Genomic DNA, 25,569 nt, shown 5'->3' with positions numbered 1-25,569 from the left:
GTCGTCCGCACGACAGGGAGGAACTCCATCCGATGACGCACGTCCTCGCCCGGGCAGCCGCGGCGCTCTGCACGACCGCGGTGCTCGCCGCCGGCGCCCAGCTCGCCCCCGCCCCGGCCGGCGCAGCCGCGCCGAGCTCGACGGTGGCGACCGCCGCCGCCCCGACCGCCGACCGGGCCGCCAAGCCCCGCGTCCGCGCGAAGGTCAAGCTCCGCAAGGCCAAGAAGCAGGTCAGGCGGATCGCCGCCACCAAGATCCGCCGCTACCGCATGATCCGCAAGGACGCCCGTCTCGGCTCGCTGCCGCCCGAGCTCGCCGCCGGCATCAGGACCGCGGCCAACCAGGGCATCGCCCGGGTCGACCGCAAGCGCGACGTGCTCCCCCGACATCCGGCGCCTCAAGCGCGCGGTGAAGATCCGCAACCAGGTCCGCGCCGAGAAGCCGGCCGCCCTGGTGACGGTGCTGGACGTGGCCTACCGCGCCGTGACCGCCGAGGACCCCGGCGTCCTCGCCGGCCTGCTCGACGAGCTCGCCGGCGCCGACCTCGACGGCACCCCGCTGGAGCCGCTGGTCGGTCTCGTCGACGGCCTCCTCGACACGCTGCTGAGCACCGGCGACCAGCCGGGCGTCGTCACCGGCCTGCTCGACCTGCTCACCGACCTCCTCGACGGCCTGCTCGGCGGCCTCCTCGGCGGCCGCACCGCCTGACCCTCAGAGGGGTCGAATCGGGCCTCGTGGTGTGTCGAATCGGGCCTTGTGGCGTGTCGAATCGGGTGTCGTGGCGCGTCGAATCGGGCCTCGTGGCGCGTCGAGTCGGGTGTCGTGGCCCGTCGAATCCGGCCTCATGGCCCGTCGAATCCGGCCTCGTGGCGGTCCGCGCGTCCCCGCCGCCGACGACGAGCTCCCAGGGGCGGGGCGGGCGGGCCGATCCTCGGTGTCGACAGGCGCGCCACGACGTACGAATCAACCGACCACGAGGCCGGATTCAACACACCACGAGGGCCTAATCAACCGACCACGAGGCCCGATTCAACACACCACCAGGCCCGATTCAACCCACCACGAGGCCCGATTCAACACACCACGAGGCCGGATTCAACGGGTGAGCGGCCCGAGGCCGTTCCAGACCAGGCCGACGAAGCACTCGACGAGTTCCTCGCGGTCGAGGCCCGGCTCCTCGAGCCACCAGAGCCCGACGCGCTCGCCGATGCCGACGATGGCGTTGGCAGCGAACCGGGTCGCCAGCGGCGTCCCGCCGGGGGCGACCTCCGCCACCAGGCCGGCGACCAGCCCGATGAGGTGCCGCCGCGACTCCTCCAGCTCGGCCGCGAAGTCGCCGCCGAGGAAGGCGAGGGCGTTGGCCGCCAGCCGCCACCGGCCAGGGTCCTCCTCGACGACCTGGAGGAACACCGCGATCCCGGCGCGGAGCTTGCCCTCGGCGGTCTCCTCGGCCGCCACCGCCTCGGCCATCAGCGTGCGCCAGTGCTCCCGCGCGCGGTTGACGCACGCGACGAAGAGGGCCGCCTTGTTCTCGAAGTGCTCGTAGACGACCGGCCTGGTCACGCCTGCGGCGCGCGCGACGTCCTCCAGCGACACTGCGTCGAGGCCGCGCTCGACGAACAGCGCCTCCGCCACGTCGAGCAGCTGGCGGCGGCGCTCCTCACGGCGGAGTCGGGAGGCGCCCATCGGGGCAGGCTACGCGGTCGGTCCACGCCCGGTCCCTTGGCGACCCGACGACTAGAACCTGTTCTAACCTAGCCGCATGAGCCGGTTCGAGGTCGACGACGCGTCCGAGGAGGAGATCGAGGCGGAGGCGGCGCTCTACGGCCCGTTCACCGCCGCGGTCCGGGAGCTCGTCGACGTCACGATCCGCACCGAGGTGCCCGCCGACGAGGTGCGCGCGGCGCAGGCCGAGGTCGAGGCGGTCGTCGCACGGCTGCGCCGCCGCCAGAGCCCCGGCGCGTACGGCGTCCGCGTGCGGCCCGGCGCCCGCCACGGGCGTACCTGGGGCAACGCCGTGACCGGGTTGCGCAACCCCGTGGCACCCCCGCTCGAGGTGGTGAGCGACGGCGAAGGCCGGGCGTGGAGCGACTTCCGGCTCGGCGCGGCGTACGAGGGCCCGCCCGGACTCGTCCACGGCGGCGTGGTCGCGCTGGTGCTCGACCAGGTGCTCGGGCACGCGGTGAGCACCAGCGGCCTCCCCGGGATGACCGGCACCCTGACCGTCGTCTACCGCCGCGGCACGCCGCTGGGCGACCTGCGGTGCGAGGCCCGGGTCGCGCGGCGCGAGGGGGTCAAGACGTGGGGGCGAAGGTCGGGTGCTGGACGCCGAGGGGTCGGTGACGGCGGAGGCCGAGGGCGTGTTCGTGCTCCCCCGCTGGGCGCGCGAGCGCCTCGCCGCCCGGGAGGACGAGGTCAGACCGACCCGGTCGCCGTCCTGACGCCGCGCTCGCCCTCGTCGGTGAGCCGGACCTCCTCGGCGGCCTGCCGCTCGAGCTCCTCGCGGCGGCGGCGTTCGGCGTCGGTGTCGTACTCCCCCGGTTCGGAGACCAGGTCGGTGGCGCCGCGCTGCAGGCGTTGCAGCGCCACCCGGGCGAAGATCTGCTGCTCGGTCGACGTGCGCTCGGACCGGCCACGGCCGATGAACGACACCAGCCAGTGCAGGACGGCGGTGACCCCGGTTCTTGAAGCCGGTGATGTAGAAGAGGTGCAGCCCCAGCCACATCAGCCAGGCGATGAACCCGGTGAGCCGGACCTTGCCGATCAGCGCGACCGCCCGGAACCGGCTGATGATCGCCATCGAGCCCTTGTCGAAGTACTTGAACGGCTGTTGGGCCGGCTTGCCCCGGAGCCGGTTGTCGATCTCCTTCGCGGCGTACTTCGCCCCTTGGATCGCGACCTGGGCCACGCCGGGGAGGTTGTCGAGCGCGATCATGTCGCCGACGACGAACACCTCGGGGTGGCCGGGCAGCGTGAGATCGGGGTTGACGGCGATCCGGCCCGCACGGTCGAGCGGCGCGCCGGTCTGCTCCGAGAGCGTCTTGCCGAGCGGGCTGGCCTGCACGCCCGCGGCCCACACCTTGGTGACCGCGGCGATCCGCTCCTCGCGCCCCTCCTTGTACTTCACGACCAGGCCGCGCTCGTCGACGTCGGTCACCATCGCGCCGAGCATCACCTCGACGCCGAGCTTCTCGAGCTCCTTGTTCGTCCACGTGCCGAGCCGCTGCCCGAACGGCGGCAGCACCTGCGGGGCCGCGTCCACCAGGATCACCCGGGCGTGCCGGGTGCTGATCGCGCGGAAGTCGCGGGTGAGGGTGCGGTGGGCGAGCTCGGCGATCTGGCCGGCCATCTCCACGCCGGTCGGCCCGGCTCCCACGACGACGAAGGTGAGCAGGTGGTCGACGTTCTCGCCGCGGGCGGCGCCGAGCTCGGCCATCTCGAAGGCGCCGAAGATCCGGCCGCGCAGCTCGAGGGCGTCGTCGATGCTCTTCATGCCGGGGGGCGAACCGGGCGAAGTGGTCGTTGCCGAAGTAGGACTGGCCGGCGCCGGCGGCGACGATCAGGAGTCGTACGGCGTCACCAGCTCGCGCCCGAGCACGTGCGAGGTGACCGTGCGCGCGGCGAGGTCGATGCCGGTGACCTCGCCGAGCAGCACCTGGGCGTTCTTCTGGCTCGCCAGCACCTCCCGGGTGGGCGGCGCGATCTCGCCCTCGGACAGGATGCCGGTCGCGACCTGGTAGAGCAGCGGCTGGAAGAGGTGGTGGGTCGTCTTGGCGATCATCGTGATGTCGACGTCGGACCGCCGCAGCGCCTTGGTGCCGAACAGGCCGCCGAACCCGGAGCCGACGACCACGACCTGGTGCCGGTCGGACCGCGGGACGATCGCGCGGTCGGGCATGGGGGTCTCAGCTGCCATGTCGTGCCTCCTGTGGCTTCGGGTGCTCCGTGCCGGTCGGGCCGTGACGACGTTGTCCTCCCACCTCATTGTCCCGCGGGCGGAGGGACCGCTCCAATCGGCGGCTCGTTCCGTCGGTCACACTCGACCGTCGGTCCGGTACCCCATTTGGGGGATGAGGCGCGGATCCCGTCCTGCGCGCCCCTCGCGGTGAACGCCCGGGAGGGGTGAGAATCTTCCTCACACGCTTGATGTTTGAGGCGTGGTGGGCGGGGGTAGTGGACCCTGGATTCTCAGAAGACTGCAGACGTTCTTCGACTCGGGCGCGGACACGGAAGGGGATGGACGTTGCCGCACCGGCAGGCCCTGATCCTGACGACGGGCCCGCGAAGCGTGCAGGAGGCCCGCCGGTGGGCGGTCCGCACCTGCGAGGCCATCGAGCGCCACGACCTCGTCGAGTGCGCCGAGCTCGGCGTCTCCGAGCTGGTCACCAACGCGGTCCTGCACGGCGACCCGCCCGTCCGGCTCCAGCTCCGCGGCACCCCCGAGCACCCGCGGATCGAGGTCTACGACGCCTCCACGGTGCCGCCGCAGCCCGGCTCGGCCGCGGGTGGCATCGACCTGGACGCGTTCGACCTCGACGCCTTCGACTCCGGCGCCGCGGAGACCTTCGACGTCTCGACCCTGACCGCCTTCGGCCGCGGCCTCGACATCGTGGCCCGGGCGGCGGTCGCGTGGGGCACCGTGGTCGAGGAGGACGGCAAGACGGTGTGGTTCGAGCCGGCCGGGGAGTTCTCCGACGACAGCGGCGCCGAGCACCAGCTGATGGCGCCGCCGTCCCTCGGTGAGCAGCGCACCCAGCTGGGCCAGGTGGCGATCCAGGTGCAGGGCATCCCGGTCCGCACCTTCGCCCAGTTCCAGCGGCACTACCGCGACCTGCGTCGGGAGATCCGGCTGCTCGCCCTCGCCCACGAGACCGACTACCCGCTCTCCAAGGTGCTCTCCGAGCACTTCAACGCCCTCGAGCTCCCGCTGCGCTACGGCATGGGTCGCGAGCAGGTCGACGAGGCCCTGGAGGCCGGCGAGGAGACCATCGACCTGCGGCTGCGGATGGCCCCCCAGGTCGCGCGTCAGATCGGGGCGCTGATCGACCTGCTCGAGGCCGCCGACGACTTCAGCCGCGCCGAGCGGCTGCTCACGCCGCCGCGCACGCCGGAGCAGCGCGCGTTCCAGATCTGGTTCCTCGGCGAGTTCCGCCGCCAGGCCGCCGGCGCCCAGCCGGTGCCGTGGCACGGCAGCGCCGACTCACGGGTCTAGCGGAGGCGGGCGACCCGCGCCCTCGGCCGGCGCCTAGCATCGCCGGGTGACCGTCCGCCCGCGACTGCTGCTCGCCGTCGCGGCCGGCGGAGCCGCCGGCGCCGTGCTGCGGCACCTCGCCGGCGAGGCCGCGCCGGACGGGACCGGCTTCCCCTGGACGACGTTCGCCGTCAACGTCGCCGGCTCCGCGCTGCTGGCCGCTCTCTCCCTGCTGCGGCCGGTACGCCGGTCGGCGACCTGGGCGGCCGGCCTCGGCCCCGGGCTCCTCGGCGGGTTCACCACGTTGTCGGCGACCTCGGAGCAGGCGCGCCGGTTGCTCGCCGACGGCGACGCGGTCCTCGCCGGGGGTACCTGCTCGGCACGTTCGGCGCCTGCCTCGTCGCCGTCACCGTCGTCGGGACGCTCACTCCCCCCGCCCACCCGGGAGGAGGCGCGGTGACCCTGCTGTGGGTCGCGGTCGGCGCCGCGCTCGGCGCCCCGCTGCGGTTCCACCTCGGCACCCGGCTCGACGGCCGGCTGCCGATGGGCACGCTCACGGCCAACCTCGTCGGCTCCCTGCTGCTCGGCGCGGCCGCCGGGGCCTCGCTCGACGGCGCGGCGTGGGCGCTGGTGGCGACGGGGTTCTGCGGCGGGCTGACGACCTACTCCGCCTTCGCGGTGCAGAGCCGCGACCTCGGCGCCCGTCGTGGGACGGCGTACGCCGTCGTCACCATCGGGCTCGGGCTGCTGGCGTGTGCGGCCGGGTTCGCCCTCGTTCAGGCGTAGCCGAGCTCGTGGAGCCGGTCGTCGTCGATCCCGAAGTGGTGGGCGACCTCGTGCACCACGGTGATCCTGATCTCGTCGACCAGCTCGTCCTCGTCCTCGCACATGTCGAGCAGCGGGCCGCGGAAGATGAAGATCCGGTCGGGCAGCTCCACGCCGAGGGTGCTGTCGCGCCGGGTCAGGGCGACGCCGTCGTAGAGCCCGAGCAGGTCGTACGGCTCCCCCCTCCGGGGGCTCCTCCTCGACGAGGACGACCACATTGCGGACCAGCGCGGCCAGCTCGTCGGGGATGTCGTCGAGCGCGGCCTCGACCAGGGCGTCGAAGCGCTCGGGATCCATCTCGACTGGCACATCCCCATTGTGCCGGGTGACCAGATCCTTAACTTTTCGGCCAGTCCGGGGACACGGCGGCCGGTTCTTCCCTAGAGTGCTCCCGCCGGAGGAGTTGGAGCCTGCTCCGGCAAGGGCCCCGTTCCTGCTCATCCCCCACGCTGGAGCGGGGCCCTCCCCTTTTCACGGTCGTCAGGGTGAGAGTGGCCCATGGCTCACTCTCACCCTGACGACTGAGGTTCCCGGGACTGGTACCGCTCTGCGCCCGGTTCAGGACGCGCGACCCACAGCGGCCGTACGCTCGAGGTGGGCCCGCCGGCGCTCCCCCGGACGGCCGGTCCGCAGCCCCGCTCCTCGACTGTCCCCACGCAGGGGCGGGGCGCCCCCCACTCGTCCGCACGCTGCTGCCGGCCGTGACCCGACCGGGGCCGTGCGGTGCCCCCGGGTCGCCCCGAATGCAGCGAGCCCGGACCTTGCGGTCCGGGCTCTGCGGCGACCCCGACGGGACTCGAACCCGCGGCCTCCGCCGTGACAGGGCGGCGCGCTAACCAACTGCGCTACGGGGCCTTGTGAAGCGGTGGAACTCTAACCCATGGTGCCCGGCCGCTCCCAATCGAGGGCCACCGGTGCCGCACCACCACCGCTCGCACCCCCAACCGGATTCGAACCGGCGCTACCGCCGTGAAAGGGCGGGGTCCTAGGCCGCTAGACGATGGGGGCCCGCCGCGCCGGGTGGCCCGACGCGGCCCGCACAGCATAGTCACCGGCCCTGGCTTTCGTGTGCGGCCCCGACCTCGGGTAAGGTGTGCCACTGCTCGGGCAGGTAGCTCAGTTGGTACGAGCGTCCGCCTGAAAAGTGGAAGGTCGGCGGTTCGACCCCGCCCCCTGCCCACCGAGCACGACGCCCCCGCCGGCCCGACCGGCGGGGGCGTCGCTCGTCTCCGCGAGCGGTGAGCGGCCGCCCCCGGGGTACCGCACCTCCATGGATCGCCCCCAGTCCCCCGACCGCACCCCGCTGGCCTGGTGCGTGCTGGTCGCCGCCGTCCTCGAGGCGGTAGCGCCCGTCGTCACCATCTCCGGCCCCGGGAGCTCACCGGGCAACGGCTCGGGCGCCGAGCTGCTGATCACGCCGCAGGGCTGGGCGTTCTCGATCTGGAGCGTGATCTACGCGCTCGCCATCGCCCAAGCGCTCGCCGTCCTGCTCCGTGCGGACGCCGCGGTCCCCCGGCGGCTTCAAGTCGACCAGCTGGTGCTCTACCTCGCGGCCGTCGCCTGGATCGCCGTGGCCGGCCTCGACAGCAGCGTCCTGACGGCGGTCGTGCTCGCGGTGATGCTCGCGGCCGCCCTCGACGCCGTGCTGACGGCGGCCCGGCACCACTGCCCGAGCCGGTGGGCGACCGTGCTCACCCGCGCGGCGGTCGGGTTGTACGCCGGCTGGGTCACCGCCGCGTTCTTCCTCAACGCCGCCACGGCCGCCGTGGCCCTCGACCTCGCGGAGGCCGGGTCCGAGACGTGGCAGCTCGTCGTCCTGGCCATCGCGACCGTCACCCTCGGCGTGGTGCTGATCCGCGCGAGGGGCGTGGTCGCCTACGCGGTCGCGGGCGTCTGGGCGCTGGTCGGGATCGCCGCCACCGGGATCCGCGACGGCAGCACCGCCGTCACGGCGACCGCGGTCGTCGGCGTGGTCGTCGTCGCCGTCGCCGCGCTCGCGGCCCGGCGCCCGGGGCAGCGGCCCGTGACCTGACGCCCCCCGGGGTCCGGTGGTTGGCTCCCCCGGCGGCCGCGCTATCGCCGGGCTCGCCCCGGCTCGCCGAACTCCGAGCGCAGGGCGGCGGTGTGCGCGCCCAGGGCCGGTACGTCGCCCATGACGGCATCGACGTCGGAGAAGCTCGCCGGCGGGAGCAGCGCACGCACCGCGCCGTTCGGAGTGCCGACGTCGCGCCACCGCCCGCGCGCCTCCAGCTGCGGGTGGTGGAAGAACTCCTCGGTCGAGCGCAGGCGGGCACACGCGATCCCGGCCGACTCCAGGGCGGCCAGGACCTGCTCGGCCGGGCGGTCGGCGAAGCACCGCTCGATGAGCTCGCGGATCTCGGCCTGGTGCTGGACCCGTTCGGGGTTGCGGGCGAAGCGCTCGTCCTCGACGAACTGCGGCTCACCGAGCACGTCGCGGCACAGCACGGCCCACTCCCGGTCGCTCTGCACGCCCAGGAACACCGTGCCGTCCGCGGTCGCGAAGGGCCCGTAGGGAGCGATGGAGGCGTGCCGCGCCCCGGTGCGGACGAACGGGTGGCCGCCGTAGACGCTGAGGTAGGTCGGCTGCATCATCCACTCGCCGATCGCGTCGAGCATCGAGACGTGCAGGGTCGCGCCGTCGCCGGTGCGCGCCCGGCGGAGCAGGGCCGCGAGGACGCCGGAGTAGGCGTACATCCCGGTGGCGATGTCGACGACGGAGATCCCGACCTTCGCCGGCTCCTCGGCCGGCCCGGTGACCGACAGGAGGCCCGACTCGCACTGGACGAGCAGGTCGTAGGCCTTCTTCGCGGCGTACGGGCCGTCGGGGCCGTAGCCCGAGATGGAGCAGTGCACCAGCTCCGGCCTGCGCGCCCGCAGGGTCTCGGCGTCGAGGCCGAGCCGCTCCACCGCGCCGGGGAGCAGGTTCTGCACGACGACGTCCGCCCGGTCGACGACCGAGGTCAGGAGCGCGCGGTCGGCCTCGTCCTTGAGGTCGAGCTCCACGCTCTCCTTCCCGCGGTTGAGCCAGACGAAGTAGCTGGCCTGCCCGTGGACGGACCGGTCGTACCCGCGGGCGAAGTCGCCGACCCCGGGGCGCTCCACCTTGACCACCCGGGCGCCGAGGTCGGCGAGGTGCCGGGTGGCCAGCGGTGCGGCGACCGCGTGCTCCAGGGCCACCACCAGTGTTCCTTCGAGTGGGCGCACGCGCCTTCCTTCCTGTAGGGGTCCTGTCAACGGACGCCCGCGCACGCGCGGAGCGCGGCCATCTCGTCCGCGAAGGCCGACCGGCCCGCCCCGGCGACCGGGGTCGGCAGGCCGTCGGCGCCGACCACCACCGGCTCCCAGGCGGCGTCCCGGACCGTCGCTCGGCCGGTGGGCGACCGCGGCGGTACGACGGTCAGCGTCAGCACTCCGCCGGTCGTCACCGAGCCGGCCGGGGACGGCGTGTACCAGACGTAGTTGCCGAGGCCGTAGGCCACGTAGCCGGGTCCGACCCGCCCGTCGCCCTGCAGCCCGTGGGTGTGGCTGCCGACGACGACGTCGGCGCCGGCCTCGACGAGCCTGGGGGCGAGGGACCGCTGCAGCGGGTCGGGGCACTGCTCGCCCTGGGTCCCCCAGTGCATGTAGACGACGACGATGTCTGCTCCTCGGTCCGCCGTGCGGACGGCGCGCAGCAGCCGCGCCGGGTCCGTGCCGTCGGCCGTCCCGGGACGGGTGCGGGTGGCGGCCCAGTGTCCGGTCGGGTCGGCGGTCGGGTCGCTGCCGGCGACGGTGGCGCCGATGACCGCCACCCTCGTGCCGTCGACGCGACGGTGAGCCGGCCGGAACGCACCCTCCGCGTCGCGGCCGATGCCGACGACCGAGAGCGGCGGCCGGCCGGCCTCGGCTGCGCGGATCGCCGCGAACGTCGAGCCGAGCGACGCGCGTCCGAAGTCGAGGACGTGGTTGTTGGCCATGGTCGCCACGTCGATGCCGCCCGCGGCAAGAGCCGCGAACGCCGCCGGCGGCGCCTGGAACGTGAACCGCTTGCCCGGCTCGGGGCGGCCGCCGGACCCCACGGCCGTCTCGAGGTTCACGATCGCGAGGTCGGCCGCGGCGAGCGTGCGCGTCGCGGGTGCCACGGCCGTCGCCGGGTCGCCCAACCTGTCCCGCAGCACCCCCTCGAAGTGGAGGTCGCCGGCGAACGCCAGCGTGATCGGTCGCGGCGGTGGCGCCGCCGGCTCGCCGGCGCCCGTCGAGCCCTCCCCCGTCGCCGTGGCCGACGAGGACGGGACCGAGGAGGACGGCTCCGACGACGGGGACGACGGTGACGGTCCGGTCGAGCAGGCGGCGAGTGCGGCCAGCGCGACCGCTCCGCCCGCCCGCCGCGCCCACCGCGCCGCCCGGGACCGGCGCGACGTCATGGGCAGGAGGGTAACGGGCAGGTACCCGCCGGCGAGGTCAGGCGAACGCCGGCATCACCTGGTCGTGGACCAGCTGGAGTTGGGCGTTGATGTCGGGCACGCCCTCGAGCTCGCGGCCCATCAGCGCCTTCACCAGCGCGGCATCGGTGATCGCGAGGATCATGTGGTTGACCCCGGTCGGCTCGATCTGCTCCTTGATCTTGGCCACGACCTCCTCCGGCGTCCCGGCGATCGAGAGCCGCTCGGCGATGTCGGGGGGTGGTGAGCTCGATCCCGCGGGCCATGTCGCCGGCGCCGATCGCGTCGATGATCGGCGCCATCTCCTCGGGGAGGACGCCGTTGCGCTTCAGCTGCTCGTGCGGCATCGAGGAGGCGTAGAGGCCGACCATGCTGCGGGCGGCGTCCTTGGCGATCGCGGAGTCCTCGGCGATCGAGAACACCACCCAGGAGCCCATGTCGAGGTCCTCGATGTTCTTGCCGGCCCGCTCGGCGCCGATCGCGCAGTGCTCCATCATGAACTCGTAGGCCTCGCGGGTGTAGCTCAGCGCGTGGTGGCAGCCGTCGGAGAACTCGGCGGAGGCCTCGAACGACTTCGGTCCCCGCATCGCGCCCATCTTCACCGGCAGGTGGTCCTGCACCGGCCGGGCGAACGTGAACAGGCCGTTGTACTTGAAGAACTCGCCGTCGTAGGTGATCACCCCGTCGTCGAGCAGGGTGCGGATGACGTGGACGGCCTCCTTGACCCGCGAGAGCGGCTTGGTCTTGGCCCAGTCGATGCCGTACTGCGCGAGCAGGCCGAAGTTGCCGCTGGAGACGGCGACCTCGGCGCGTCCCCCGGTCAGCTCGTCGAGGGTGGCCGCGGCCTGGGCGATCAGCGTCGGCTCGCGCAGGCAGATCCCGGAGATGCTGGGTCCGAGCCGGATCCGGCTGGTGGACGCGGCCGCCGCGGCGAACAGCAGCCACAGGTCCTTGTGCCAGGTCTCGTCGGCGGCGTAGACGGCGTGGAAGCCGAGCTCGTCGGCCTTCTGGATGGATGCCAGGGACTCGGTGAGCGGGTAGTCCGGGAGCATCGCGTAGCTGAATCTCATCCTCGACTCCTTGTGGGTGCGGCGGTTTCGGCGGGCCCCGGTGGACCCGGTCGACGAGGGATGGCGTCACCCGCCGGCGCGTTGCTGCGCTCGTAGGGACGCACGAGGAGCATGTAGGCCAGGCCGACGGCGGCGCCGATGGCGGCCGACAGGGCGACCAGCCAGTTGTCGTACCACGGCAGGTCCGGGGTGCGCGGCCACGCCATGTTGACCATTGCGAGCACGCCGTAGGCCAGCGCCGCGACGTTGACGAGCATCCCCCAGCGGCCGAGCGTGAACGCGCCGCTCGGCACCCAGCCCTTGAGCCGGGCGCGCAGCGCCGCTGCCGTCACCATGTGGAAGCCGAGGTAGATGCCGAGGGTGGCGAAGGAGATGATCGACGTGAGCGCCTTGGTGGAGAACACCGAGCCGAGCACGATCACCGCCGGCACGATCGCGGCGACGACCATGGCGTACGGCGGCACGTGGCGGTGCGGCAGGAACGTCCGGAACAGCCGCGAGCCGAAGATCATGTCGTCGCGCGCGTAGGAGTACATCAGCCGGCTGGCGGCGGCCATGAGGCTCAACGCGCAGGACAGGAACGAGAGCATCACGACGACGAGGACCACCTTGGTGCCGCCCTCGCCGAACGCGTTGTGCAGCACCGTGGTGACCGGGTCGGCGTCGGTGCCGTCGATGACCGCGGCGTAGTCGGCGACCGCGAGCAGCAGGGAGAGGCACACGAAGATCGCCGCCGCGCCGCCGACGTAGATCGTCATCCGCATCGCCTTGGGGATCTGCCGCGCCGGGTTCGGCACCTCCTCGGCGACGTCGCCGCAGGCCTCGAAGCCGTAGTACTGGTAGATGCCGATCAGCGCGGCGGCGAGGAACGCCGACAGGTAGCCGCCGCTGTGGCCGACCACGCCTTCAGTGTCGAAGAGCACCGACAGGTTGTGGTGCCGCTCGGTCAGCAGCAGCCACGCGCCGACCGCGATCGCACCCAGCAGCTCGGCGCTGAAGCCGATGATCGCGGCGGTCGCGAGCCACCGGGTGCCCATCAGGTTGATGGCCAGCGCCACGGCGAGCAGGATCAGCGCACAGGTGATCGTGGAGGCCTCGCCGGGGGTGAAGCCGACGAGCTGCGCCAGGAACGGCCCGGAGCCGTAGACGACGCCCGCGATCGTCGTCAGCAGCGCGACCAGGTAGACCCAGCCGGTCATCCAGGCCCACTTGCGCCCCCAGAGCCGGCGCGCCCACGGGTAGACGCCGCCCGCGACCGGGTACTGGGAGACGATCTCGCCGAAGACGAGCGCGACGAGGAGCTGGCCGACGCCGACGATCACGAGCCACCAGATCATCGCCGGGCCGCCCGTGATCAGCCCGACGGCGAACAGCGTGTAGATGCCGACGACCGGCGAGAGGTAGGTGAACCCGAGGGCGAAGTTGGCCCACAGGCTCATGTCGCGCTTGAACTCCGACTGGTAACCGAGCGACGCCAGGGCCGCCGCGTCGGCGTCGTGCTCGTGGTGCTGGTGCGACGCCGCGTCGTCCTCGAGGCGGTGGCTCATCGTGGGTCCTCCTGCTCGACCTCGGCGAGCAGCTCCGAGCCGGTCACGACCACGTCGGCGAAGTGGCGGTGCATCCAGTCGAGGTGCTCGTGGCGGCTGTTCATGATCCGGAGGCTGTCCCAGTTGGGGAACTCCTGCTGGAGCACCCAGCGCTCCATCAGGCGCGGGTCGACCTCGTAGACGTGCTCGAACGTCGCGACCGCGACGTCGCTGACCCGCTCCGGCCGCGGCGGGTCGTGCTGCTCGGCGTACCGGTAGCCGATCCGGCTCCCCCGTCTTCGCGGCGCCGTCCGCGCTTCCGACGTCCTCGGTGCCCTCGGGCTCCTGCGGGCTCATCCGCGGCCTCCCTTCTCGTGGGCCTGCTCGTAGGCCCGGTCGAGGTGGTACTTCCCCGGGTTCATGATGTTGTGGGGGTCGAGGGCGCGCTTGATGTCGAGCATCACGTCGAAGCCGCGCCCGAGCTCGTCGGGCACGAGGTCGACCTCGCCGTCGCGGCAGGACCCGTGGCAGGCGCTGATCGACCCGTGGTGGGCGAGGGCGACCGCGGCGATGTCGCGCTTGGCCCGGACCCACAGCTCCCACGCCCGGTCGTCGAGCTGCTGCTCCCAGATCCCGACGTCGATCTCGGTGAGGTAGTCGACCCCGGTGTCGGCGGAGGTGTAGGCGAACATCCCCCAGTCGTCGAACACGTCGGTCTTACGGCGCAGGTCGGCGACGATCTCGTGCCAGGCCCGGGTGACCGACGGGAGGTGGGTGTAGCTGATCGCCGCGTCCTCGCAGTGCCAGCTCATCGGCACGACCTGGCCGTCCTTGGTGCGGCCGTGCAGCGGGGTGGCGTAGCGGTCGTGCCGCGCCGCCCAGTCGCCCTCGGAGATCTCGTCGCCGAGGTAGCGGGCGCCGTGCTCCTTCGCGATCCGGAACAGCCGCTTGCCCGCCGGGCGGACCTCGTCCTCGTAGCCGTACATCACCGCGCAGACCAGCGCACGGACGTCGCCGGGCTGGGGGATGTAGGCCTCGTCGTCACGGCGCAGGTAGGCGACCTTCCACTCGTCGAAGAGCACGGCGCCGGCGAACGTCGCGACCCCCGCGCGGGCCAGGGCGCCGACGCAGCGGTAGGCGTCGTCGTAGTTGTCGAAGGCCCAGAACGGCGAGAGCTCGGCCTCCGGCTTGGGGTAGAGCTTGAGGGTCGCCTCGGTGGCGATGCCGAGCGTGCCCTGGTGGCCCATGAACAGGTGCTTGAGCTGGTAGCCGCTCGAGGACTTGCTGACCTTGTGGCCGATGCCGTCGCCGACGTGCATGACCTCGCCCGTGGGCAGCACGTGGTCGAAGCTGAGGACGAGATCGCGGGTGTGGCCGTAGCGCGACCCGATCAGCGACCACCCACTGGTGCCGATCCGGCCGCCGACCAACGAGCACGGGTACGACGCGGGGTCGTCGGGGGTAGAACAGCTCGTGCCGCGCCAGCTCCTCGTTGAGCTTGAGCATGTTGATGCCGGTGCCGACCGTGGCGGTGCGGTTGTCGAGGTCGATCTCCTTGACCTGGTTCATCCGCTTGACGTCGATCACGATCCCGCCGCGCAGCTGCACGGCGCCGTCGGTGAGGCCGGTGCCGCCGTCGCGCGGCACCACCGGCACCCGGAGGTCGTTGGCGATGCGGACCACGCCGGCGACCTGCTCGGTGCTGGTCGGCAGCACCGCCAGGTCGGGCATCCGCTCCGCCCAGCGGTGGACGGGGAACGGCGCCGGCACCCGGGCCCGGTTGAGGCGGTCGGCCTTCGAGGTGAGGATCTGGTCGTCGGCAAGGACCGTGCGCAGCGCCGTCACGACCTCGTCGATGCGCTCGAGCTGGATGGTCACGACGCACCGCCGTGGGTCGTGCCCCCGACCTCGATGCCGAGCGAGGCCGCCAGCAGCTCGTGGATGTCGACGACGTCGATCGACCGGCTCTCCCCCGCCGCCGACAGCGGCCGCTCCGACCACGGGCACGCGCTCACCAGCGTGTCGACCTCGAGGGCGGCCGCCTTCTCCAGCCGGTTGGCGGAGATCCGCTCGGTCAGCTCCGGCTTCTCGATCGGCAGCCCGCCGCCGCCTCCCGAGCAGTAGGACCACTGGGTCACCCGGTCGACGTCGTTGAAGGTCAGTCCCGGGATCGCCCGGAGGATCTCGCGCGGCTCCTTCCAGATGCCCTTGCGCTTGTTGAGCCGGCACGGGTCGTGGTAGGTGATCGTCCGCTCGACGGGCACCGACGGCGTCAGCCTCCCCTCGCGGATCAGCTCCGCGAACAGCTCGACGACGAGCACGACCTCGATGTCGTACTCCGCGCCGAAGTACCGCGGGTAGTCCTCGGTGAAGGAGATGTAGTCGTGCGGGTCGAGCACCAGCACCCGCTTGGTGCCGGTCGAGCGCCAGTTGTCGAGGTTGTGCCGGGCGAACCGCCGCGCCTGGTCGACGTACCCCATCTCGGCGGCCGGCCCGCCGCAGCACCACTGCTCGCCCATCAGCCCGAACTCGACGCCGGCCATCGTCAGCACCTGGGCGACCGCCCGCGGCACCGAGGTGCGGTAGAACGCCGCCTCGCAGTCGACGAACAGGACCGTCTCGCCGCCGATCGGCAGGTCGAGACCGGCGCTCCAGTCGCGCACGTGCTCCTGGCTGACCGGGGTCTCGCCCAGCACCGGCTCGTGGGTGAGCTCGTCGGTGCGCGCGTTCCAGGTGCGCCAGCCCTCCTGGTGGACGCCCTGCTCGACGGCGAGCGCCCGGACCGCCTTGACGACGTCGACGGTGCGGGTGCGGAACCGGTAGAAGTCGCCGGTGAACAGCGTGTTGGGGGCACCGCAGCTCGCAGGCGCCGCACTGGGTGCAGTTGACGTAGTCGGCCGCGACGTCGGCGACGGAGACCTCGCCCTTCTCCATCGCCACGACGTTGGCGTGGAAGGCGGTCGGCGTCCACGACTCGTTGCGGGTCACCTGCATCACCGGGCACACCTCGCGGCAGAACTTGTGCCCGGAGGAGAAGCAGTTGTACGCCGCGTTGCGCCACTGCGCCGCGAACTCCTGCTCCGGTGTCGTGGCCGCGGCGGCGCCGTCGGCCGGCGGGCCGCCGTTGGTCGGCGGCGACCCGTCGGCCAGGGGCAGCGGCTGCCCGACGATCGTGTCGACGTACTGCGCGAGCTCCTCGGGGTTGTCGCGCATCCCGGGCGTGAACGGCCCGGCCAAGGCGTCGGGGCTGTCGGGGCCGCCCGGGTGGCCGCTCCCGCTCTCGGTCTGGGTCATCCGCCTGCTCCCACCTGTGAGACAGATCACGTGCGCGGGCTAAACCTATGGGAGTGCATGTTTACTGGCAAGCCCCTTCGTGACCACCTCCGGCGGCAGCCGGACTGCACTACGATCGGCACCCCCGGCGCGCCCGCACCGGGCCCGGCGAGCGCGAGGAGGCGGCCGTGCGACTGCTCTCCGGCGACGCCCGCGACGCGCTGCTCACCCCGCTCGGCGGCGCAGGCCGGAGCGAGGAGGTCGCGCGCCGCCTGGGCAGCGCGATCGCGCTCGGGCTGATCGAGGACGGCGAGCAGCTGCCGTCGGAGTCGCAGCTGGCCGCGACCCTCAACGTCTCGACGGTGACCCCTGCGCGACGCCCTGGCCGACCTGCGGCAACGGGGCCTGGTGGAGACCCGCCGCGGCCGCGGCGGGGGCAGCTCGTGCGGATGTCGCAGGCGGCCCTGGCCGCCCTGTCGCAGGAGCGTCTCGGCGAGATCGGCGTCAGCGACCTGCGCGAGCTCGGCGACCTGCACGCGATGGCGGCGGGTACGGCGGCCCGGCTGGCGGCCGAGCGGGCCTCGGCCACCGAGCTGGCCCGGCTCCGCGAGCTGGCCGCGCGGATGGCGGAGGCGCGCGACGGCACCGCCCTCCACCGGCTGGAGGGGCGGTACTACATCGAGATGGCCGCGGCCGCGCAGTCCGCCCGCCTGACCAGGCTCGAGATCGAGATCCAGGGCGACCTGGCGCAGGTGATGTGGCGGCTGCGCCCCCGACCGGTCGGCGGCCGTGGTGGCGACCGCCCGGGCGGCCGTGGTCGAGGCGGTGGCCCGGCACGACGGCGACCGCGCCCGGGCGCTGACCGAGGCCCAGGTCGCCGACGACACCCGGCTCCTGATCGAGGACCACATCACGATGACCCGGTCGACCGCGAGCTGAGGAGTGCGCATGACGACGACGCAGGCACCCGACCCCGCCCTCGTCATCAGCGAGGCGATCGAGGGGATCTTCGCCACCGTGGCCGAGGTCCGGCGGGTCACGCTCGCGCGGCACGCGGCGGCGACCGCCGCCGGCCGCCGGTTCGCCGACGAGGACGTGCGCGCGCTCGCACCGGCGTTCCGCGACCTGCTCCAGAGGCCGGGGGAGGTCGCCGTCGGGCTCGGGATCATCCTGGAGCCCGGCACCCTGGCCGACCACCCGCTGCGGCTCGAGTGGTGGCAGTGGTCGCCGCAGCGCGACGTGCCGGTCCCGCTCGAGGTGGACCTGCACCCCGACAGCCTCGGGTTCTACGACTACGCGGCGGCGGAGTGGTTCGCCGTCCCCCGGCGCACCGGCAGCCGCCACGTCGCCGGCCCGTACGTCGACGTGCACGGCACCGACGGCTACATGCTCACGTTCACCGTGCCGATGGAGGTCGACGGCCGGTTCCTCGGCGTCGCCGGTGCCGACGTCCTGGTCACCCGGTTCGAGTCGGTCGTCCTCGGCCGGCTCGGCAGGCACGCCGTCCTCGCCAACGAGGAGGGGCCGGGTGGTCGTCTCGACCTCGAGCCGCTGGATCACCGGCTGCCTGCTGCCGGACGAGGGCCGACCGCCCGCCGTGCCGCTCCCCCGGTTGCCGTGGGCACTGGTCGAGGCGCCCGCCTGACGCGACGCCGCGCTCAGCCCTCGGTGTGCGGCAGCCGGCCCTCCATCGCGTCCTGCGGCTCACCGTCGACGGCGGTCTCGGGCGGTCCCTCGGTCTCGGCCTCCGCCTCGTCGGCGGCCGCCATGATCCGGGCGATCGCGGCGCGGTCGGCGGCCGATGGCTGGCCCCAGCCCGGCTCGTAGCCGTAGACGTCCTGCAGCAGCCGGCCGTCCGCGAGCGTGTCGAGCACCTCGACGGACTCCGGCCCGATCAGGCCGGGGTGCGGCACGCCGCAGGTCTCGGCGACCTTGAGCAGGTCGCGCCGCAGAGTGCGCACGTAGCTGGCGACCCGGTCACCCTTGCTCACCGGGTCGAGGCCGCGGGTGAGCCAGGGGGTTCTGGGTGGCGACGCCGGTCGGGCAGCCGCCGGTGTGGCACCGCTGGGCCTGGATGCAGCCCGCGGCGAGCATCGCCTCCCGTCCCACGTTGACCAGGTCGGCGCCCAACGCGAAAGCCACCACCGCGTTGTCGGGCAGGCCGAGCTTGCCGGCCCCGACGAACACCACGTCCTCGGCGAGCCCGCGCCGCGCGAACTCGGCGTACACCCGGGCGAAGCCGAGGCGGAACGGCAGCGAGACGGCGTCGGTGAAGATCAGCGGCGAGGCCCCCGTGCCGCCCTCGCCGCCGTCGATGTCGACGAAGTCCACGCCGCGGTCGCCCCCGCGCCATCAGGTCGGTGAGCTCGTGCCAGAAGCCGAGGTCGCCGACCGCCGACTTGATGCCGACGGGGAGACCGGTCTCGGCCGCCAGCAGCTCGACGAAGTCGAGGAGCGAGTCGACGTCGCCGAACTCCGCGTGCCGCGACGGGCTGAGACAGTCCTGCCCCATCGGGACGCCCCGGGTCTCGGCGATCTCGCGCGACACCTTCGCCGCCGGGAGCACGCCGCCGAGCCCGGGCTTCGCACCCTGGCTGAGCTTGATCTCGAGCGCCCGCACCGGTTCCCGCTCCACCAGCTCCTTCAGCCGCGGGAGGCTGAACCGGCCGCCCTCGTCGCGGCAGCCGAAGTAGGCGGTGCCGATCTGGAACACCAGCTCGCCGCCGGAGCGGTGGTACGGCGACACCGCGCCCTCGCCGGTGTTGTGCAGGCACCCGGCGGCGGCAGCGCCGCGGTTGAGCGCCTCGATCGCGGGGCCTGACAGCGAGCCGAAGCTCATGCCGGAGATGTTGACGACCGACGCCGGTCGGAACGCGTGCCGGCGCCCGCGCGAGCCGCCGAGCACCTTGGCCGCCGGCAGCCGGGCCTCCTGCCCCACGGCGCCGTGGGTCGGGCGCTCCTCGCCGAAGGTCCGGTGGTGCACGACGACGTGGCCGGAGGAGTGCTCGAGGTCGTTGTCGGTGCCGAAGCCGAAGTAGTTGTTCTGCAGCTTCGCCGACGCGTAGACCCACCGCCGCTGGTCGCGGCTGAACGGCCGCTCCTCGTCGTTGCCGGCGACGATGTACTGGCGCAGCTCCGGCCCCACCGCCTCCAGCAGGAAGCGGGCGTGGCCGAGCACGGGGAAGTTGCGCAGGATCGCGTGGTCGCGCTGCACCAGGTCGCGCACGGCGACCGCACCCACGGCGGCCAGCGGCCCCAGCACCCAACGCCTCTTCATGCCGGAGCCGGTACCCAGCCGGACCGGCCGCGAACCGGCCGCTGCTCTCCTCCGGGCCGGTTGACGCGGACCGGCAGGGGTACCGACCCCGCAACGTCCGCTCGACCGGAAGGAGCGCTGCCATGGGCGGTTCCGCCCTCGCCCTCATCCCGGTGCTGGTCATCGTCGTGATCGCGCTGTGGCTGCTGTTCAGCGGTGTCATCTTCGCCGGCGGCGGCCGGGCGGGTCGCACCGGGAAGGTGCGGCGGCCCGACCCCGCCCACGAGCTGCGCTACCAGGTGCCCGAGGGCCAGGACCCCGTCGTCGTGCTGACGGCCCTCCACCAGCGCGGCTACGACGCGGTCCTCGAGGAGCCCGAGGGGCGCCGGATCATCGACGTCACCTGCCCCGAGGACAAGGACCACGACCGCGAGCAGGTGCGCCACGTCATCGCGGCGGCCGGGACCACCCTCGAGGAGAAGGACCGGACGGCGCTGCCCCCAGCAGCAGGTGCGGTTCCTCGACGAGCAGGCCGCCTGACCACCCGCCCGGACGAGGCCACGCGCCTCGCACCCGGGCGCCCCGTCCCGATCGGAGACCCCCATGCACGCACCGGAGAACCGGACCCGACGCCTCGTGACGAGGCTCGGCTGGACCAGCGCCGCCCTCGGCGTGGCGCCGCTGCTCGCCCCCCCAGGCCGTCGCCCGGGCGGTGGGCGTCGACGACGACCCCCGGTCGACGCTCGTCGTCCGTGCGGTCGGCGCCCGCGAGCTGCTGCACGCCGTCACGCTGCTCGGCGGGCCCACCGGGGCGGTGTGGACCCGCGTCGGCGGCGACGCCCTCGACCTCGCCCTGCTCGCCTCGGCCGCCCGTTCCCGCAGCGGCACCCGCCGTACGCGTGTGCTGACCGCGCTCGGCGTCGTCGGTGGGATCACCGCGGTCGACCTGTACGCCGCGGCGCGCACGCGCCGCATGCAGCACGGTCGTGGCCGCCCCGGCCCGCTCGAGCTGCAGGCGTCGGTCACCGTCAACCGGAGCCCGGAGGACGTCTACGCGTTCTGGCGGTCGCTGGAGAACCTGCCGCGGTTCATGCTCCACCTGCAGACCGTCGAGGACCTGGGCGGCGGCCGCTCCCGGTGGCGCGCCAACGCACCCCTGCGCCGGCGCAGCGTCGGGTGGGAGGCCGAGATCACCAGCGAGGAGCCCGGCCGGCGCCTCGCCTGGAAGTCGCTCCCGGGCGCCGACGTCGACAACGCGGGCACCGTCCACTTCGGCCCGACACCCGACGGCCGGGGCACCGAGGTGAAGGTCGTGCTGCACTACGACGTCCCGGGCGGTCGGGTCGGCCGCGCCGTCGCCCGGCTGCTGGGCGAGAACCCGGTCCAGCAGGTGCGCGACGACCTGCGGCGGTTCAAGCAGGTGATGGAGACCGGTGATGTCGTGCGCACCGAGGCGCTGCCCGAGGGCACCGACGCCCGGCACCAGGTGCTCCAGCGACCCGGCCGGGCGCTGAAGGGAGGCGTGCGGTGAAGGCGGTCTGCTTCGAGGGGCCCACGAAGGTCGGCGTCCACGACGTGCCCGACCCGCAGATCCTCAACGACCGGGACGCGATCGTCCGGGTCACCAGCACGGCGATCTGCGGCTCCGACCTCCACCTCTACGACGGCTACGTGCCGATGGTCGAGCCCGGCGACATCTTCGGCCACGAGTTCATGGGCGAGGTCGTCGAGCTCGGCCCCGCCGTCACCAACCTGCGGGTCGGCGACCGGGTCGTCGTACCGTTCCCGATCGCCTGCGGCGGCTGCCGCTCGTGCGAGCGCGGTCTCTGGTCGCTGTGCGAGAACTCCAACCCCAACGCCGGCCTCGCCGAGAAGCTCATGGGCCACTCGCCGGCCGGGCTGTTCGGCTACTCCCACCTGCTGGGCGGCTACCCCGGCGGGCAGGCGGAGTACGTCCGCGTCCCGTTCGCCGACGTCGGGCCGATGCGGATCGACGACGACCTGACCGACGAGCAGGTGCTGTTCCTGACCGACGTGTTCCCGACCGGCTACATGGCCGCCGAGATGTGCGGGATCGAGCCCGGCGACGTCGTCGCGGTGTGGGGTGCCGGCCCGGTCGGGCAGTTCGCCGCCGCCAGCGCGCGGCTGCTCGGCGCGTCCGAGGTGATCGTCGTCGACCGGGTGCCGGAGCGGCTGGCGATGGCGGAGGAGAAGGCCGGCGCGACCACCGTCAACTTCGAGGAGACCAACGTCCTCCTCGAGCTGCGCGAGCTCACCGCCGGCCGCGGCCCCGACCACTGCATCGAGGCGGTCGGCATGGAGGCCCACGGCGACTTCACCGCCGTGCACGCCTACGACAAGGCCAAGCAGCTGATGAAGCTGCAGACCGAGCGGCCGCAGGCCATCCGCGAGGCGATCCTCGCCTGCGGCAACGGCGGCACGGTCTCGATGGTCGGCGTCTACGGCGGGATGGTCGACAAGTTCCCGCTCGGCTCGGTGATGAACCGGTCGCTGACCATCCGCACCGGCCAGACCCACGTGCACCGCTACCTGCGGCCGCTGCTGGAGCACATCCGCAACGGCGACATCGACCCGACGTACATCATCAGCCACCGGATGCCGCTGACCGAGGCGCCCGAGGCCTACGACATGTTCAAGCACAAGAACGACGAGTGCACGAAGGTGGTCCTCACCCCCTGACCGCCGACCTGCTCGTCCTGGTGCCCGGGCTGGGGGCTCGGACCGGAGGCCTGGGAGCCGACGGTCCGCCGGCTGACGTACGACGGCCGGGTGCGGGTCGCGGCCCTGCCCGGCTACGGCCGGCCCGCGGCCGGGCAGGACCTGCGGCCCCGGGCCCTCGCCGAGCGGGTGCTCGCGTGCTCCGGCGACGCGGCGCGGGTGGTGCTCGCCGGGCACTCGGCGAGCTGCCAGGTGGTCGCCCACGCGGCGGCGCTCGCGCCCGGGCGGGTGCGGGGCCTGGTCCTCGTCGGGCCGACCACCGACCCCCGGGCTGCGTCGTGGCCGCGGCTCGCCGGCCGCTGGCTGCGGACCGCAGCGCACGAGACCCCGCGGCAGGCGCCGGCGCTCGCGCGGCAGTACCACCGGACGACGCTGCGCACGATGGCGCGGGCGATGGACGCCGCCCGCCACGACCGGATCGACCGCACGCTCACCGGCGTCGACGGCCGGTTGCTCGTGGTCCGCGGCCGGCACGACCGGATCTGCCGCGCCGACTGGGGCGGTTCGCTGGTGGACCCGGCGGCGGGTGGCCGGCTGGTGACGCTGCCGGCCGGCGGCCACATGGTGCCGCACACGCACGGGGGGCTGGTCGCTCCGGTGGTCGACGCGCTCGTCGGTGAGGCCGGTGCGTGAGGCCGGTGCGTGCTGTCAGACGTGACCGGCCAGCTGCGACATCCGCGCCTCGAGCGCGGCGAGGTAGGCGTCGCGCTGCTTCGGCGTGACCGGGCTGCCGTCGGCGAGGTGGCTGCAGACCGGCAGCACGTCGACGGAGAGCTTGGCGCCGCCGGCGAGGGCGCGGAGCTCGTCGAGCCGGTCGCCGAACGGCGTGCCGCTGCCCGGTGAGTAGGAGCGCACCACCTCGTCGACCTCGTCGGGGTAGAGGTCGACCTTCGTCACGACGACCACCAGCCAGGTCGGGGTGCCGCGGCGCACCGCCATCGAGGCGATCCGGTGGGAGGTGACCGTCCAGTCCTCCAGCTCGCGGGCGAGCTGCTCCTCACGAGCGACCTCGACCGTGCCCGTCGTACCGGCCGGCCGGCGGCCCGTCGCGTACCCGTTGGCGACCACGTGGAGCACGCCGTCGACCGGGTCGTCGTGGAACACCTCGTCGAGGGCGCCGAGCCGGGTGGCGGCGTTCTCGCCCGGCACGACGCGGAACCGGAAGCCGCGCAACCGGCGGCTGCGCCGGGTGCGCCGCTCCATCACCGCCGAGCCGGCGTCGGGGACGCCGTCGCCCTGCGCCCGCCCGCTGAGGTGGTCGACGAGCTCGCTCTTGCCGACCCCGGTCATGCCGGTGACGGCGACCGTCGGGTAGCGGTGCTGGAAGACGCCGGTGAGCCGCTCGCGGCCGCGGCCGAACGCAGCGGGCACGGCGCGCAGGCCGGTACGCCGTGGTCGCAGGTCGGTCATGCACGCTCCCGTGGTCCGCGGTCGGCTTGCTGCGCCGAACGTGCCCGACCGCCGCCCGCCCCGCCGCCCGGCGGCGTCTGCGGCGGCTCGGCCGTGGGTACCGGCTGCGGCGAGGAGGACGTGACGCAGGTCACGGCGCCCGCCGTCGACCCCGTGCGGCGTCACGCAGCAGCATGACCACCACCCGTGACCCACGACCGTCGCCGGGCGGCCGCACCGACGTCGACAAGGCGTTCCTCGACAACGCGACCTACCGCTCCCTCGGCGAGCAGCGGCTCAGCCCGCAGGAGGAGCGGTTCGAGAAGGCACGCCGCACGAGCGGGCTGGTGCTCGCCCCGCTGGTCACCGTCACCGCGCTGCTGGTGCCGCTCGACCTCCCCGACGACCAGCACGCGCTGGCGGCGGTGCTGCTCGGCGTGGTCGTGCTCTGGGTGACCGAGCCGGTGCCGATCCCGATCGGCGGCTTCATCGGCGTCGGCGCGGTCGTGCTGCTCGGGGTGGTGAGCGCCGACGAGGCGCTGGCGCCGTTCGGGTCGTCGACCGTCTTCACGTTCATCGGCGCGTTCATCCTCGCCCAGGCGATGCTCAAGCACGGGCTGGCGAAGCGGTTCGCGATGTTCATCCTCGGCCTGCCCGGCGTCGGCCGCTCGACCTTCCGCGTCGTCATCGCGTTCGGCGCGATCACCTGCCTGCTGTCCGCATTCGTCTCCAACACCGCCACCGTGGCGATGCTGCTGCCGACCGCCATCGGCCTGCTGGCGGTGATCGCCAAGCTGATGCAGGCCCGGGGCGTCGTCGAGGAGGACTTCGACCCCCTGCGGCTGCGCGTCGGCGTCGCGCTGATGCTGATGCTGGCCTACGGCGCCAGCGTCGGCGGCCTGCTGACGCCGGTCGGGAGCCCGCCCAACCTGATCGGCCGGGAGCTGATCGAGGAGGCCACCGGCGAGACGATCACGTTCCTCGACTGGATGCTGATGGCGGCGCCGATCTGCGCCCTGATGTTCGTCACGCTCGCGGTCGTGCTGCTCGCCCTCAACCGGCCGGAGATCCGGTGGCTCGAGGGCGTCGAGAAGTGGGTCGCCGACGAGCGCCGCGAGCTCGGCTCCTTCTCGGTCGCCGAGCGCAACACGCTGCTCGCCTTCGTCGTGACGGTCACGCTGTGGATCACCCCCGGCGTCGTCGCGCTCGTCGCGGGCCCCGAGTCGTCGACGTACACCACCGTCAGCGGGCGGCTCGACGAGGGCGTGGTCGCCGTGCTCGGCGCCTCGCTCCTCTTCCTGCTCCCGACCGACTGGGGCAGCCGGGAGTTCACCCTCCGCTGGAGCGACGCGGCCCGGATCGACTGGGGGACCGTGGTGCTCTTCGGCACCGGCATCATCTTCGGCTCGCTGCTGGAGAGCACCGGGCTCGCCGAGACGATCGGCAACGGCTCCTACGACGCGCTCGGGCTCGCCAGCACGTTCGCGATCACGGTGTTCGCGGTCGTCCTGGCGATCGTGATCTCGGAGACGACGAGCAACACCGCGTCGGCGTCCGTCGTGGTGCCGATCATCATCCCGATCGCGGTGGCGGCGGGGGGTGGACCCGTTCGTGCCCGCGCTCGCCGCGACGTTCGCCGCGTCGTTCGGGTTCATGCTGCCGGTGTCGACGCCGCAGAACGCCGTCGTCTACGGCTCGGGCGTCGTGCCGATCACCAAGATGATCCGCTCGGGGATCTCCTTCGACGTGCTCGGCGCGATCCTGATCGTCCTGCTGCTGCCGCTGCTCGTGTCGGTCGTCGGCATCGGGTGACCGACTGGCGCCCGACCGCGTCGGGTACCGCCCCGCCATGACCGGT

Annotated in this window: 25 protein-coding genes, 3 tRNA genes and 4 pseudogenes; 15 read left to right on the top strand and 17 right to left on the bottom strand. The window is 73.4% G+C overall.

Features of this window, described 5'->3' with window-relative positions; translation table 11 throughout:
• Positions 1-408 precede the first annotated feature (408 nt).
• Positions 409-708, top strand: a complete 300-nt coding sequence (locus MF408_RS12690; protein ID WP_240247999.1) for a hypothetical protein — start codon at positions 409-411, stop codon at positions 706-708.
• Positions 709-1,095: 387 nt separating this feature from the next.
• On the opposite strand, the gene MF408_RS12685 is transcribed toward MF408_RS12690, so the two are convergent.
• Complete coding sequence (locus tag MF408_RS12685) at positions 1,096-1,686, bottom strand: TetR/AcrR family transcriptional regulator (RefSeq protein ID WP_240247998.1); 591 nt, start codon at positions 1,684-1,686, stop codon at positions 1,096-1,098.
• Between the two features lie 76 nt (positions 1,687-1,762).
• On the opposite strand from MF408_RS12685, the pseudogene MF408_RS12680 reads away from it, so the two are divergent.
• A pseudogene (locus MF408_RS12680) lies at positions 1,763-2,227 on the top strand (PaaI family thioesterase); the annotation flags it as partial.
• Between the two features lie 717 nt (positions 2,228-2,944).
• On the opposite strand, the pseudogene MF408_RS12675 reads toward MF408_RS12680, so the two are convergent.
• Positions 2,945-3,436 (bottom strand): annotated as a pseudogene (locus MF408_RS12675) (FAD-dependent oxidoreductase); the annotation flags it as partial.
• A gap of 123 nt (positions 3,437-3,559) precedes the next feature.
• Positions 3,560-3,916, bottom strand: coding sequence for an FAD-dependent oxidoreductase (locus MF408_RS12670; RefSeq protein WP_240247997.1), 357 nt, complete (start codon positions 3,914-3,916; stop codon positions 3,560-3,562).
• Between the two features lie 372 nt (positions 3,917-4,288).
• Between MF408_RS12670 and MF408_RS12665 the strand changes: the two genes are divergently transcribed.
• From MF408_RS12665 to MF408_RS12655, 3 genes are read left to right on the top strand one after another with little or no spacing between them, the layout of a single operon-like run.
• Positions 4,289-5,212, top strand: a complete 924-nt coding sequence (locus MF408_RS12665) for an ATP-binding protein (RefSeq protein ID WP_240247996.1) — start codon at positions 4,289-4,291, stop codon at positions 5,210-5,212.
• A gap of 46 nt (positions 5,213-5,258) precedes the next feature.
• On the top strand, positions 5,259-5,651 hold the full coding sequence (locus MF408_RS12660) for a CrcB family protein (protein WP_240247995.1): 393 nt from the start codon (positions 5,259-5,261) through the stop codon (positions 5,649-5,651).
• On the top strand, positions 5,648-5,977 hold the full coding sequence (locus MF408_RS12655) for a CrcB family protein (RefSeq protein WP_240247994.1): 330 nt from the start codon (positions 5,648-5,650) through the stop codon (positions 5,975-5,977). The genes MF408_RS12660 and MF408_RS12655 overlap by 4 nt, the downstream gene beginning before the upstream one ends.
• Here the strand turns inward: MF408_RS12655 and MF408_RS12650 are convergent.
• From MF408_RS12650 to MF408_RS12640, 3 genes are all read right to left on the bottom strand, one after another.
• Positions 5,968-6,234, bottom strand: a complete 267-nt coding sequence (locus tag MF408_RS12650) for a metallopeptidase family protein (protein WP_345893735.1) — start codon at positions 6,232-6,234, stop codon at positions 5,968-5,970. The genes MF408_RS12655 and MF408_RS12650 overlap by 10 nt on opposite strands.
• 563 nt (positions 6,235-6,797) lie before the next feature.
• A tRNA-Asp gene (locus MF408_RS12645) sits at positions 6,798-6,871 on the bottom strand.
• An 80-nt stretch (positions 6,872-6,951) separates the two neighbouring features.
• Positions 6,952-7,024: transfer RNA gene (locus MF408_RS12640), tRNA-Glu, on the bottom strand.
• Between the two features lie 97 nt (positions 7,025-7,121).
• On the opposite strand from MF408_RS12640, the gene MF408_RS12635 reads away from it, so the two are divergent.
• Together MF408_RS12635 and MF408_RS12630 are read left to right on the top strand one after the other, a co-directional pair.
• Positions 7,122-7,196 (top strand) — tRNA-Phe (locus MF408_RS12635).
• Between the two features lie 90 nt (positions 7,197-7,286).
• The gene (locus tag MF408_RS12630) at positions 7,287-8,048 is read left to right on the top strand and encodes a hypothetical protein (RefSeq protein WP_240247993.1); all 762 of its coding nucleotides are present in this window, start codon (positions 7,287-7,289) and stop codon (positions 8,046-8,048) included.
• 41 nt (positions 8,049-8,089) lie between these two features.
• Here MF408_RS12630 and MF408_RS12625 read toward each other — a convergent pair whose 3' ends face one another.
• From MF408_RS12625 to MF408_RS12590, 8 genes and pseudogenes are all read right to left on the bottom strand, one after another.
• Positions 8,090-9,241 (bottom strand): CaiB/BaiF CoA-transferase family protein, encoded by a 1,152-nt coding sequence (locus tag MF408_RS12625; RefSeq protein ID WP_275693152.1) that lies wholly within the window; start codon positions 9,239-9,241, stop codon positions 8,090-8,092.
• Positions 9,242-9,267: 26 nt separating this feature from the next.
• A complete protein-coding gene (locus tag MF408_RS12620; RefSeq protein WP_240247991.1) occupies positions 9,268-10,440 on the bottom strand; it encodes a CapA family protein in 1,173 nt (390 codons plus the stop codon).
• Entirely contained in the window at positions 10,437-11,528 is a 1,092-nt protein-coding gene (locus MF408_RS12615; protein WP_240247990.1) for an LLM class flavin-dependent oxidoreductase, read from the bottom strand. The genes MF408_RS12620 and MF408_RS12615 overlap by 4 nt, the downstream gene beginning before the upstream one ends.
• Positions 11,525-13,075 carry an amino acid permease gene (locus tag MF408_RS12610; protein ID WP_240247989.1) on the bottom strand — a complete coding sequence of 517 codons (1,551 nt, stop codon included), beginning with the start codon at positions 13,073-13,075 and terminating at the stop codon, positions 11,525-11,527. Before MF408_RS12610 ends, MF408_RS12615 begins: the two co-directional genes overlap by 4 nt.
• Positions 13,072-13,233, bottom strand: coding sequence for a hypothetical protein (locus MF408_RS12605; protein ID WP_240247988.1), 162 nt, complete (start codon positions 13,231-13,233; stop codon positions 13,072-13,074). Before MF408_RS12605 ends, MF408_RS12610 begins: the two co-directional genes overlap by 4 nt.
• A 174-nt stretch (positions 13,234-13,407) precedes the next feature.
• Entirely contained in the window at positions 13,408-14,373 is a 966-nt protein-coding gene (locus MF408_RS12600; RefSeq protein WP_240247987.1) for an FAD-binding oxidoreductase, read from the bottom strand.
• 139 nt (positions 14,374-14,512) lie between these two features.
• Positions 14,513-14,785 (bottom strand): annotated as a pseudogene (locus MF408_RS12595) (FAD-dependent oxidoreductase); the annotation flags it as partial.
• Positions 14,786-14,928: 143 nt separating this feature from the next.
• A complete protein-coding gene (locus tag MF408_RS12590; protein WP_240247986.1) occupies positions 14,929-15,750 on the bottom strand; it encodes a (Fe-S)-binding protein in 822 nt (273 codons plus the stop codon).
• A gap of 248 nt (positions 15,751-15,998) precedes the next feature.
• On the opposite strand from MF408_RS12590, the gene MF408_RS12585 reads away from it, so the two are divergent.
• The 3 genes from MF408_RS12585 (at position 15,999) to MF408_RS12575 (ending at position 18,154) form a co-directional block, all read left to right on the top strand.
• Positions 15,999-16,391 (top strand): hypothetical protein, encoded by a 393-nt coding sequence (locus MF408_RS12585; RefSeq protein WP_240247985.1) that lies wholly within the window; start codon positions 15,999-16,001, stop codon positions 16,389-16,391.
• Positions 16,392-17,119: 728 nt separating this feature from the next.
• Entirely contained in the window at positions 17,120-17,266 is a 147-nt protein-coding gene (locus MF408_RS12580; RefSeq protein WP_240247984.1) for a hypothetical protein, read from the top strand.
• A gap of 9 nt (positions 17,267-17,275) precedes the next feature.
• The gene (locus MF408_RS12575; RefSeq protein ID WP_240247983.1) at positions 17,276-18,154 is read left to right on the top strand and encodes a cache domain-containing protein; all 879 of its coding nucleotides are present in this window, start codon (positions 17,276-17,278) and stop codon (positions 18,152-18,154) included.
• A gap of 150 nt (positions 18,155-18,304) precedes the next feature.
• Here the strand turns inward: MF408_RS12575 and MF408_RS25400 are convergent, their stop codons facing one another.
• Both MF408_RS25400 and MF408_RS25395 read right to left on the bottom strand, forming a co-directional pair.
• Positions 18,305-18,658, bottom strand: a complete 354-nt coding sequence (locus tag MF408_RS25400; protein ID WP_275693468.1) for a glutamate synthase-related protein — start codon at positions 18,656-18,658, stop codon at positions 18,305-18,307.
• Positions 18,659-18,785: 127 nt separating this feature from the next.
• Positions 18,786-19,166 (bottom strand): annotated as a pseudogene (locus MF408_RS25395) (glutamate synthase-related protein); the annotation flags it as partial.
• A gap of 560 nt (positions 19,167-19,726) precedes the next feature.
• Between MF408_RS25395 and MF408_RS12565 the strand changes: the two are divergent.
• From MF408_RS12565 to MF408_RS12550, 4 genes are all read left to right on the top strand, one after another.
• On the top strand, positions 19,727-20,491 hold the full coding sequence (locus tag MF408_RS12565) for a hypothetical protein (protein ID WP_240247982.1): 765 nt from the start codon (positions 19,727-19,729) through the stop codon (positions 20,489-20,491).
• A 65-nt stretch (positions 20,492-20,556) separates the two neighbouring features.
• Positions 20,557-21,114, top strand: coding sequence for an SRPBCC family protein (locus MF408_RS12560; RefSeq protein ID WP_240251906.1), 558 nt, complete (start codon positions 20,557-20,559; stop codon positions 21,112-21,114).
• The gene (locus MF408_RS12555) at positions 21,111-22,283 is read left to right on the top strand and encodes a zinc-dependent alcohol dehydrogenase (protein ID WP_240247981.1); all 1,173 of its coding nucleotides are present in this window, start codon (positions 21,111-21,113) and stop codon (positions 22,281-22,283) included. Before MF408_RS12560 ends, MF408_RS12555 begins: the two co-directional genes overlap by 4 nt.
• Positions 22,284-22,373: 90 nt before the next feature.
• The gene (locus MF408_RS12550; protein WP_345893734.1) at positions 22,374-22,955 is read left to right on the top strand and encodes an alpha/beta fold hydrolase; all 582 of its coding nucleotides are present in this window, start codon (positions 22,374-22,376) and stop codon (positions 22,953-22,955) included.
• A 15-nt stretch (positions 22,956-22,970) separates the two neighbouring features.
• Here the strand turns inward: MF408_RS12550 and MF408_RS12545 are convergent, their stop codons facing one another.
• On the bottom strand, positions 22,971-23,732 hold the full coding sequence (locus tag MF408_RS12545) for a GTPase domain-containing protein (RefSeq protein WP_240247980.1): 762 nt from the start codon (positions 23,730-23,732) through the stop codon (positions 22,971-22,973).
• 173 nt (positions 23,733-23,905) lie between these two features.
• Between MF408_RS12545 and MF408_RS12540 the strand changes: the two genes are divergently transcribed.
• Entirely contained in the window at positions 23,906-25,564 is a 1,659-nt protein-coding gene (locus MF408_RS12540; protein WP_240247979.1) for a DASS family sodium-coupled anion symporter, read from the top strand.
• Positions 25,565-25,569 lie beyond the last annotated feature (5 nt).

The sequence above is a fragment of the Nocardioides sp. TF02-7 genome (assembly GCF_022437945.1).
Classification (GTDB): domain Bacteria; phylum Actinomycetota; class Actinomycetes; order Propionibacteriales; family Nocardioidaceae; genus Nocardioides.
Note: the sequence above shows the minus strand (reverse complement) of the source record. Positions and strands in the feature narration are given on the sequence as shown.

Bases quoted from the DNA above. Each gene is read 5' to 3' on its own strand.
- MF408_RS12560 (WP_240251906.1), top strand. From the start codon at position 20,557: ATGCAGCACGGTCGTGGCCGCCCCGGCCCGCTCGAGCTGCAGGCGTCG.
- MF408_RS12540 (WP_240247979.1), top strand. From the start codon at position 23,906: ATGACCACCACCCGTGACCCACGACCGTCGCCGGGCGGCCGCACCGAC.
- MF408_RS12610 (WP_240247989.1), bottom strand. From the start codon at position 13,075: ATGAGCCACCGCCTCGAGGACGACGCGGCGTCGCACCAGCACCACGAG.
- MF408_RS12620 (WP_240247991.1), bottom strand. From the start codon at position 10,440: ATGACGTCGCGCCGGTCCCGGGCGGCGCGGTGGGCGCGGCGGGCGGGC.
- MF408_RS12630 (WP_240247993.1), top strand. From the start codon at position 7,287: ATGGATCGCCCCCAGTCCCCCGACCGCACCCCGCTGGCCTGGTGCGTG.
- MF408_RS12650 (WP_345893735.1), bottom strand. From the start codon at position 6,234: ATGTGGTCGTCCTCGTCGAGGAGGAGCCCCCGGAGGGGGGAGCCGTAC.
- MF408_RS12575 (WP_240247983.1), top strand. From the start codon at position 17,276: ATGACGACGACGCAGGCACCCGACCCCGCCCTCGTCATCAGCGAGGCG.
- MF408_RS12670 (WP_240247997.1), bottom strand. From the start codon at position 3,916: ATGGCAGCTGAGACCCCCATGCCCGACCGCGCGATCGTCCCGCGGTCC.
- MF408_RS12600 (WP_240247987.1), bottom strand. From the start codon at position 14,373: ATGCACGTCGGCGACGGCATCGGCCACAAGGTCAGCAAGTCCTCGAGC.
- MF408_RS12685 (WP_240247998.1), bottom strand. From the start codon at position 1,686: ATGGGCGCCTCCCGACTCCGCCGTGAGGAGCGCCGCCGCCAGCTGCTC.
- MF408_RS12605 (WP_240247988.1), bottom strand. From the start codon at position 13,233: ATGGAGCGCTGGGTGCTCCAGCAGGAGTTCCCCAACTGGGACAGCCTC.
- MF408_RS12545 (WP_240247980.1), bottom strand. From the start codon at position 23,732: ATGACCGACCTGCGACCACGGCGTACCGGCCTGCGCGCCGTGCCCGCT.
- MF408_RS12565 (WP_240247982.1), top strand. From the start codon at position 19,727: ATGGGCGGTTCCGCCCTCGCCCTCATCCCGGTGCTGGTCATCGTCGTG.
- MF408_RS12615 (WP_240247990.1), bottom strand. From the start codon at position 11,528: ATGAGATTCAGCTACGCGATGCTCCCGGACTACCCGCTCACCGAGTCC.